Source organism: Streptomyces sp. NPDC002513 (assembly GCF_053595355.1).
The window spans coordinates 18,877-28,688 of the sequence record NZ_JBSFXK010000076.1; the positions used below are offsets into that span (position 1 = coordinate 18,877).

3 protein-coding genes, 1 tRNA gene and 1 rRNA gene are annotated in these 9,812 nt (G+C 69.6%); 1 reads left to right on the plus strand and 4 read right to left on the minus strand.

Annotated features, from left to right (window positions below; genetic code table 11):
- Positions 1-96: 96 nt before the first annotated feature.
- Positions 97-5,565, minus strand: coding sequence for a HAMP domain-containing protein (locus tag ACWD5Q_RS31660; protein ID WP_451430512.1), 5,469 nt, complete (start codon positions 5,563-5,565; stop codon positions 97-99).
- A gap of 376 nt (positions 5,566-5,941) precedes the next feature.
- Between ACWD5Q_RS31660 and ACWD5Q_RS31665 the strand changes: the two genes are divergently transcribed.
- On the plus strand, positions 5,942-8,689 hold the full coding sequence (locus ACWD5Q_RS31665; protein WP_451430513.1) for a SpoIIE family protein phosphatase: 2,748 nt from the start codon (positions 5,942-5,944) through the stop codon (positions 8,687-8,689).
- A gap of 98 nt (positions 8,690-8,787) precedes the next feature.
- On the opposite strand, the gene ACWD5Q_RS31670 is transcribed toward ACWD5Q_RS31665, so the two are convergent.
- The 3 genes from ACWD5Q_RS31670 to rrf all read right to left on the minus strand — a co-directional run.
- Positions 8,788-8,860 (minus strand) — tRNA-Thr (locus tag ACWD5Q_RS31670).
- Positions 8,861-8,945: 85 nt separating this feature from the next.
- Complete coding sequence (locus ACWD5Q_RS31675) at positions 8,946-9,608, minus strand: DegT/DnrJ/EryC1/StrS family aminotransferase (protein WP_451430515.1); 663 nt, start codon at positions 9,606-9,608, stop codon at positions 8,946-8,948.
- 112 nt (positions 9,609-9,720) lie between these two features.
- Positions 9,721-9,812 (minus strand): 5S ribosomal RNA (gene rrf, locus ACWD5Q_RS31680); the annotation flags it as partial.

Genomic DNA, 9,812 nt, shown 5'->3' on the forward strand with positions numbered 1-9,812 from the left:
GTTCCCCGCGCACACCACTTCTACACGGCCCCGGCCGCTCTCAGTCGACAACTCCGCGTGAACATCGAAGACCCCTCCACCGCACGGGCCTGCACATCACCGCACACGCATCCACTGTTCCATCACGGACAGTAGGTGATCGGGGTCGACCGGCTTGGTCACATAGTCCGAGGCGCCCGACTCGATGGCCTTCTCGCGGTCTCCCTTCATCGCCTTCGCCGTCAGCGCGATGATCGGCAGCCCTGCGAACTGCGGCATCCGCCGGATCGCCGTGGTCGTGGCGTACCCGTCCATCTCCGGCATCATGATGTCCATCAGGACGACCGCGACATCGTCGTGCTGTTCCAGCACCTCGATGCCCTCGCGGCCGTTCTCGGCGTACAGCACCGACAGGCCGTGCTGCTCCAGGACGCTGGTCAGCGCGAAGACGTTGCGGATGTCGTCGTCGACGATCAGCACCTTCTCGTTGTCGAACCGCACGCCCTGCCGCGGCTGCGGCCCCTCCCGGTGCTCCCCGGGCCACTGCTCCTGTCCCCCGCCGGCGCCGCGCCGCGCCTCCGCGGAGACCGCCCTGCGCCGGCGCCGGAAGAGTGCCGCGGGCCCGTTCTGGGTCTCCTGGTACGACTTCACCTCGGCCGGGGTCTCGATGTCCGGCGCGGACAGCTCCGCCTCGGACGCCAGCAGCTCGTCGGCCGCCAGGGCGGGCGCGAGCTGCGCGTAACCCTGCGGCGGCAGTTCGCTCGGGTGCAGCGGCAGATACAGGGTGAACGTCGAGCCGCGTCCGGGCTCGCTCTGCGCGTGGATCTCGCCGCCGAGCAGCCGCGCGATCTCGCGCGAGATGGACAGCCCGAGGCCCGTACCGCCGTACTTGCGGCTCGTCGTGCCGTCCGCCTGCTTGAACGCCTCGAAGATCACCCGCATCTTGCTGGCCGCGATGCCGATACCGGTGTCGGCCACCGAGAACGCGATCAGCTCCGCGTCCGGTTCCCGCAGCGAGCCGGCCTCCAGCAGCTGCTCCCGGATGGCCATCGGCACCTCGCCGCCCGCCGGACGGATGACCAGCTCGACGGCGCCGGTGTCGGTGAACTTCACCGCGTTGGACAGCAGGTTGCGCAGCACCTGCAACAGGCGCTGTTCGTCGGTGTGCAGCGTGGCGGGCAGCTCCGGCGACACCCGTACGGAGAAGTCGAGTCCCTTCTCCGCGGTCAGCGGCCGGAAGGTGGCCTCCACGTAGTCGACGAGCTGCACGAGCGCGATGCGCGTCGGGGAGACGTCCATCTTGCCCGCCTCGACCTTCGACAGGTCCAGGATGTCGTTGATCAGCTGGAGCAGGTCGGAACCGGCGCCGTGGATGGTCTCCGCGAACTCCACCTGCTTCGGCGAGAGGTTGCCCTCGGCGTTGTCGGCAAGCAACTTGGCCAGGATCAGCAGGGAGTTGAGCGGCGTGCGCAGCTCATGCGACATGTTGGCGAGGAACTCGCTCTTGTAGCGCATGGAGACCGCGAGCTGCTCGGCGCGTTCCTCCAGGACCTGCCGCGCCTCCTCGATCTCGGTGTTCTTGACCTCGATGTCCCGGTTCTGCTGGGCCAGCAGCTCGGCCTTCTCCTCCAGTTCGGCGTTGGACGCCTGGAGGGCTTTCTGTCGTTGCTCCAACTCCTCGGATCGCAGCCTGAGTTGATCGGTCAGCTCCTGCGACTGCTTGAGCAGCACCTCGGTCTTGGTGTTGACGGAGATGGTGTTGACGCTCGTCGCGATCATCTCGGCGATCTGGTTGAGGAAGTCCCGCTGGATCTGCGTGAACGGGGTGAAGGACGCCAGCTCGATGACGCCGAGCACCTTCCCCTCGAACAGCACCGGAAGGACGATCACCTGCGCGGGGGGCGCGTCCCCGAGCCCGGAGGAGATCTTCAGATAGCCGCTGGGCGCGTTCTCCACGAGGATCGTGCGCTTCTCCTTGGCGGCCGTCCCGATGAGTGCCTCGCCCGGCCGGAACGACGTCGGCATGGAGCCCATGGAGTAGCCGTACGACCCCAGCATCCGCAGCTCGTACCGGTCGTCCGCGCTGGTGCCGCGGTCCTGGCCGTCCACCAGCTGCATCGCGAGGAAGAACGCGCCGTGCTGGGCGGAGACCACCGGCGTCAGCTCGCTCATGATCAGCGAGGCCACGTCCTCCAGATCGCGGCGGCCCTGCATCAGGGCGGAGATACGGGCCAGGTTGCCCTTCAGCCAGTCCTGCTCCTTGTTGGCGATCGTGGTGTCGCGCAGGTTGGCGATCATCTTGTTGATGTAGTCCTGAAGTTCCTGGATCTCGCCGGAGGCGTCCACATCGATCTTCAGGTTGAGGTCGCCGCGGGTCACCGCGGTCGCCACGCGCGCGATGGCGCGTACCTGCCGGGTCAGGTTCCCGGCCATCTCGTTCACCGACTCGGTCAGGTCGCGCCAGGTGCCGTCGACGTCCCGGACCCGCGCCTGGCCGCCGAGCTGGCCCTCCGTACCCACCTCGCGGGCCACCCGGGTGACCTCCTCGGCGAAGGAGGAGAGCTGGTCGACCATCGTGTTGATGGTGGTCTTCAGCTCCAGGATCTCGCCGCGGGCGTCGATGTCGATCTTCTTGGTCAGGTCGCCCTTGGCGATGGCCGTGGTCACCATGGCGATGTTGCGCACCTGACCGGTCAGGTTGGACGCCATCTGGTTCACGGACTCGGTGAGGTCCTTCCACGTCCCGGCCACCCCCGGTACGTGCGCCTGACCGCCGAGGATGCCGTCCGTGCCCACCTCACGGGCCACCTTGGTGACCTGATCGGCGAACGAACTCAGCGTCTTCACCATGGTGTTGAAGGTGTCGGCGAGCTGCGCGACCTCGCCGCGCGCCTCGATCGTCACCGTCCGCGTCAGATCGCCGTTGGCGACGGCCGCCGCGACCTGGGAGATGTTGCGCACCTGGATGGTCAGGTTGTTGGCCATGAGGTTGACGTTGTCGCTGAGGTCCTTCCAGATGCCCGTGACACCGGGGACGTGCGCCTGGCCGCCGAGGATGCCCTCGGTGCCCACCTCACGGGCCACCCGCGTCACCTGCTCGGCGAAGGACGAGAGCTGGTCCACCATCGTGTTGACGGTGGTGACCAGTTCGAGGATCTCGCCCTTGGCGTCGACGGTGATCTTCTTGGACAGGTCGCCCTTGGCGACCGCGGTGGTGACCTCGGCGATGTTGCGCACCTGGATGGTCAGGTTGTTCGCCATGAAGTTCACGGACTGCGTGAGGTCCTTCCAGGTGCCGGAGACACCCTGGACCTCGGCCTGTCCGCCGAGGATGCCCTCGGTGCCCACCTCACGGGCCACCCGCGTCACCTGCTCGGCGAAGTTGGAGAGCTGGTCGACCATCGTGTTGATGGTGTTCTTCAGCTCCAGGATCTCGCCGCGCGCGTCCACGTCGATCTTCTGCGACAGATCACCCCGCGCCACCGCCGTCGCGACCTGCGCGATGTTGCGCACCTGGGTGGTGAGGTTGCCCGCCATGCCGTTGACGGAGTCGGTCAGGTCCCGCCACACGCCGGCCACGCCCGGCACCTGCGCCTGACCGCCGAGCCGGCCCTCCGTGCCCACCTCGCGGGCCACGCGCGTCACCTGCTCGGCGAACGCGGAGAGCTGGTCCACCAGGTTGTTGATGGTGTTCTTCAGCTCCAGGATCTCGCCGCGCGCGTCCACGTCGATCTTCTGCGACAGATCACCCCGCGCCACCGCCGTCGTCACCTGGGCGATCTGCCGCACCTGCGAGGTGAGGTTGCCCGCCATGAAGTTGACGGAGTCGGTGAGTTCCTTCCAGGTTCCGGAGACCCCCGGCACCACCGCCTGGCCGCCCAGCCGGCCCTCCGTGCCCACGTCCCGCGCCATGCGCGTGACCTGGTCGGCGAACGAGGACAGCTGGTCCACCATCGTGTTCACGGTGTTCTTCAGCTGGAGCATCTCGCCGGAGACGTCCACGGTGACCTTCTGCGACAGGTCGCCGTTGGCCACCGCCGTCGTCACCTGGGCGATGTTGCGGACCTGGCCGGTGAGGTTGCGGAACGCCGTGTTGACGGAGTCCGTGAGGTCCTTCCACGCTCCGGCCGCGCCCATCACCTGCGCCTGGCCTCCCAGTTCACCCTCGACACCGATCTCCCGCGCCACCCGGGTGACTTCGGCTCCGAAGCCGGAGAGCTGGTCGACCATCCCGTTGACGGTGTTCTTCAGCTCCAGCATCTCGCCGGCGACGTCGACGGTGACCTTCTGCGACAGGTCACCGCTCGCGACCGCCGTCGTCACGGCCGCGATGTCCCGCACCTGGGTGGTCAGGTTCCGGAAGACCGTGTTCACCGAATCGGTGAGGTCCTTCCACGTACCCGCCGCACCCGGCACATTCGCCTGCCCGCCGAGCCGGCCCTCGGCACCCACCTCGTTGGCCACCCGGGTGACCTCGTCCGCGAAGGTGCGCAGCGTCTCGGTCATCTGGTTGATGGTCTCGGCGAGTTGCGCGATCTCGCCGCGCGCCGACACGGTCACCTTCTGCGACAGATCGCCGCTCGCGACCGCGGTCGTCACCTGCGCGATACCGCGCACCTGGGCCGTCAGATTGCCGGCCATCAGGTTCACGGAGTCGGTGAGGTCCTTCCACACGCCCGACACACCCGGTACCTGGGCCTGACCGCCCAGCTCGCCCTCGGTGCCCACCTCCCGGGCGACCCGGGTGACCTCGGAGGAGAAGGACGCGAGCTGGTCCACCATCGTGTTGACGGTGTTCTTCAGCTCCAGCATCTCGCCGGCCACGTGCACCGTGACCTTCCGGGACAGATCACCCTTCGCGACCGCCGTCGTCACCAGGGCGATGTCCCGCACCTGCGCGGTCAGCCGGTACGCCATCGTATTGACCGAGTCCGTGAGGTCCTTCCACGAACCGGACATACCGCGCACCCGCGCCTGACCGCCCAGCTTGCCCTCGGTGCCCACCTCGCTGGCCACCCGCGTGACCTCGTCGGTGAACGTCGACAACTGGTCCACCAGGTTGTTGACCGTACGGCCGACCTTCAGGAACTCACCGCGCAGCGGATGCCCCGTGCCCTCCCGCCCCGGCGTCCGCAGCTCCATACGCGGCGACAGATCGCCCTCGGCGACCGCCGACAGCACCCGGCTCACCTCGGAGACGGGGCGTACGAGATCGTCGACGAGCGCGTTCGACGCGTCGATCGCGGCGGCCCAGGAGCCCTCGCAGGCACCCGCCTCCAGCCGCTCCGTGAGCTTGCCCTCGCGCCCGACCACGCGGCGCACCCGCGCCAGTTCCCCGGTCAGATGCAGATTCCGGTCCGCCACCTCGTTGAAGACGGCGGCGATCTCGGCCATCACCCCGTCGCCGGAGACCGTCAGCCGCTTGCGGAAATTGCCGTCTCTCATCGACACCAGGGCCGCCAGCAGCCGGTTCAGGGCCGCCGTGTCCACCGCGGTGGTTCCGTTGCGCGCCGTGCGCTGGTTACTCAGGGACTGTCCGCCTTTCGCGCGCGTCTTAGTGCCCCGCGTCGCTGCGCCAGACTCCACTGTGTCCCTCCCGCAGGGGTCGACCATCACTCAAGTGCTCAGGGGTACTGCTCGACGTACCGGTTGCTCGTGCGGAGGCGTACCCGTGCCGCCGGGCACGCGCGGTGCTCCTGCCCGGCCTGGCGGGAGACACTCGGCCCGCCCGGACCTCCTTGAGGAAGCTTGCCCAGTGTTTCACCATGCCTGAACCAGGCCATAACAGTTCGGCAGCTTCGCACACGCTCCGCACACCCTCTGGACGTAAACACCGGCGACCGGCATCCGCATGGACGGCGAAGGTAAGTAACCTTGCATGCGGCTGTCCAGCCGCGCCGGTCCGACCGGCCTGGGCGGTGGCATGTGCAGGAGCGGGCAGGCATCGGAGGGGCACCGGACCATGACCACCGGACTGCGTCCCGGGGGACACCCCCAGGATCCCCGGCAGAGCGGGAATCAGCCTCTGCCCTGGCCGGAGGGCCTCGTCCCGGGCGCCCTGCAGGCCGAGTACGGGACAGGGAGATCTGTGATCACCGCGCGCGCGGCCGCCAGTTTCGAGCCCGTCGGACGATCGGTGGCGACCGCGCGGTCCTTCGTCCGCGACACCCTCCAGGGCTGGGGCTTCGCGGACATCATCGACGACGCCGTGGTTCTCACCAGCGAGCTGGTCACCAACGCCGTCGTCCACGCGGGCACCGCCGCGGACGTCCTGTGCCTGCGCAGCGACGACGGCGTACGCGTCGAGGTCGCCGACCGGTATCCGGAACGCGAGATCCCGCTCCAGTCGAGCGCCGTGACCATGGGCAGCCCCGACCGGGAGGGCGGCCGCGGCCTCCAGCTCTGCGCCGCCCTCGCCAACCGCTGGGGCGTGGAGTACACCCCCACGCACAAAAAGGTCTGGTTCCAGCTCGATCTCCCCGAACGCCCGGTGGGGACGCGCACGGCGGGCCCCTCGCTCCCCGCGGACCTCCTGCCGCTCGCCGACGGCCGGGTCCGCGTCGCGGTCGTCCAGATCGACCGCACGGGCACGATCGCCGCCTGGAACGAGGACGCGGAGGAACTCTTCGGATACGCGGCCGAGCAGGTCACCGGCAAGCCGCTCACCGACCTCGCCGCCTGGCCGCACACCCCCGGCACGGGAACCGGGATCGCCGAGGCCCTCCGGCTCTCCCGCTGGGAGGGGAGCTACGGCATCCGCGGCGCCGACGGCCGCGTGGTCCCCGTGTACGCCTCCCACCTGCGCGTACGCGACTCTGCGGGCGAACCCTCCACGGTCTGCCTGCTGGTGCGCGACAACGAGCGGGCCGTGCTGCAGACCCCGCTGCGAGGTCCCGCGGCCGACACCACGACCGCCCAGGACGGCCAGGCCCCGGACCCCTTCGAGGTCTTCATCGGCTCACCGGCCCCCGACGATCTCGACGGCCTTCTGCAGCGCACGGTGGAGCGCGCCCGCGACATGCTCGACGGCGACGCCGCCTTCCTCCTGCTGGCCACCGACGACGAAACGGAGTTGGAGGTGCGCGCCTCGACCGGCCTGCCCTCCGCCCGTCAGCGTTTCGCCCGCGTCCCGGTCGAGGCGGGCCCCGGCCGCTACGGCTCGGCCCGTATGCCCGCCGTCCACGACGACCTGTCCGCCGTGCCGGGCGCGGTACCCCTGCTGACCGGCACGGGCATGCGCTCGGTGGTGACGGTCCCGCTGAAGGTGGAGGGCCGTCTGACCGGCTCCCTCGGCGTCGCGGCCGAGTCGGCCTCCCGGTACTCCAACGAGGAGGCGCTGCGCCTGCAGTTCGCGGCCGACCGCATCGCCCTGGCCGTGGAGTCGGCCCGCCTCGGTGAGCTGGAGCGGCTGCGCCGCGGCTCGCTGAGCTTCCTCGTCGAGGCCTCCGACCTCCTCGCGGGCACCCTGGACCGGGACCAGACACTGGCGCTCATGGCCCAGATGACGATTCCGACGCTGGCCACCTGGTGCGCGGTGTACACGATCGCCGACCAGGCGTCGGAGCCGTACCTCTCCTATGTTCTGCACGAGGACGAGGAACGCATCGACGGCCTCAAGGCACTCCTGTCGAGGATCGCCCCGCCGGAGCCCATCCCCACGCCGGGCGCCCGGGTCTGGACGGCCCCGGCGGAGGCGGCCCACCAGGCGGCGCTGCGCACGTCCATGCGGAGCCTCGGCCTGGGCGAGCCGACCACGGTCAGCTCAGGCATCGGCACGACGCTGGCGACGGCCTCGGCGGTCGGTGGCGAAACCGTCGTGCTTCCCCTCGTGGCCCGCAACCGTGTCATCGGCATGCTGACGCTGGGCAAGCCGACGGACGAACACTTCCGTCAGGAAATCCTCGAACTGGCCGAGGACCTGAGCCGCCGGGCCGCCCTGGCCCTGGACAACGCCCGGCTGTACTCGGAACGGACGGCCATCAGCCAGTCTCTCCAGCGCAGCCTGCTCCCACCGGAACTCCCGCACGTCGACGGTGTCGAGGTCGAGGTGATCTACCGCGCGGCCGGTGAGGGCAACGAGGTCGGCGGCGACTTCTACGACCTGTTCCCGATCCGCGACGGCGCCTACGGCTTCGCGATCGGCGATGTCTGCGGTACGGGCCCGGAGGCAGCCGCCGTCACCGGCCTGGCCCGCCACGCCCTGCGCCTGCTGGCTCGCGAGGGCTTCGGCGGCCCGGCCGTACTGGAGCGCCTGAACTCCGCGATCCTCGACGAGGGCGCCCGCAGCCGCTTCCTGACGCTGCTCTACGGCGAGCTGTGGCCCCAGGAGGACGGCAGCGCCACATTGAAGGTGGTCTGCGCCGGCCACCCGCTCCCGCTCCGTCTGCGCCAGGACGGCACCGTGGAGCCGGCCGCCGAACCGCAGCCGCTCCTCGGCGTCATGGAGGATCTGGAGCTGTACGAGCAGACGGTGACCCTCGACCCCGGCGACGTTCTGCTGTGTGTCACGGACGGTGTCACGGAGCGCCGCGAGGGCACCCGCATGCTGGGCGACGACGGCCTCGCGGAGGTCCTCACGACCTGCACGGGCCTCACGGCGGGCGCGGTGGCGGCCCGCATCATGCGCGCGGTCGAACGCTTCGCGTCGGACGCCCCGTCGGACGACATGGCGATTCTGGCGATGCGGGTGCCGGGCCTGCCGAAGGACTGAGTACCGAGGAACGCCCGTGCCGGCCCCGGTCGGGGCCGGCACGGGACGAGCCGGGACATGAAAAAGGCCCCGCCCTGATGGGCGAGGCCTTTTCTCGGAGCCCCCAAACGGAATCGAACCGTTGACCTTCTCCTTACCATGGAGACGCTCTGCCGACTGAGCTATAGGGGCCTGCCGCCTTTTCGAGGTTTCCCTCGTGGCAACGGAATAGATCGTACCCCGAACTGGCGTGTGTTCCCAAACGGGAGAGCCCGGCTCAGAAAGCGGGTTGCAGCAGCCCGCCGAGGGCGTTGCACGCCGAGACGATCCGGTTCATCTCACGCTTCGTCAGCGAGGCGTCCACGGGCAGCGCGAGCGTCTCGTCGGCGGCCCGCTCGGTCTCGGGCAGACTCACGTCCCGCCGGAACCCCGGCATACGGTGAACGGGGGTCTTCACGGGGACCCGGCACTCGACTCCCCTGGCCTGTACGGCCCGAGCGAAGGCGTCGCGGTCCGGCCGGCCGTTGCCCGGCACCCGCACGACGTACTGCTGGTAGGTGTGGCCGCCGCTGCCCTCGGGCGTCCGCACGCCGCGCAGCCGCCGGTCCAGGTATGCCGCGCGCTCACGACGCTGGGCCACCTCGGCGTACGGCGTCTCGGACTCTCCCTGCTCCAGCACCAGGAGCCCGTGCCGCTGCCCGGCCTCGTGCAGACGCGCCACGTCGGCGGGCCGGCCGAAGCGGTGCACGACGACGACCGCGGCGGTCTGCGGGCTCACCGCGGCCTCGACGGCGAAGGGGTCGAGGCAGTACGTCACCGGGTCTATGTCGGCGAACACCGGGGTCGCACCCGACAGGGTCACGGCCTCGGCGACATCGATGTTCCCGAAGGCCGGCACGATGACCTCGTCACCGTGGCCGACGCCCGCGGCGCTGAGCATTGCTGCAGTACCCATGGACCGGATGCTCGTCCGGCAAAGTGAACGAGGAGTGACAGCCAATACAAAAGAGCTGGTCCCCGAACCGAAGTTCGGGGACCAGCTCTGAAGAATTGTTCGGCGGCGTCCTACTCTCCCACAGGGTCCCCCCTGCAGTACCATCGGCGCTGTAAGGCTTAGCTTCCGGGTTCGAAATGTAACCGGGCG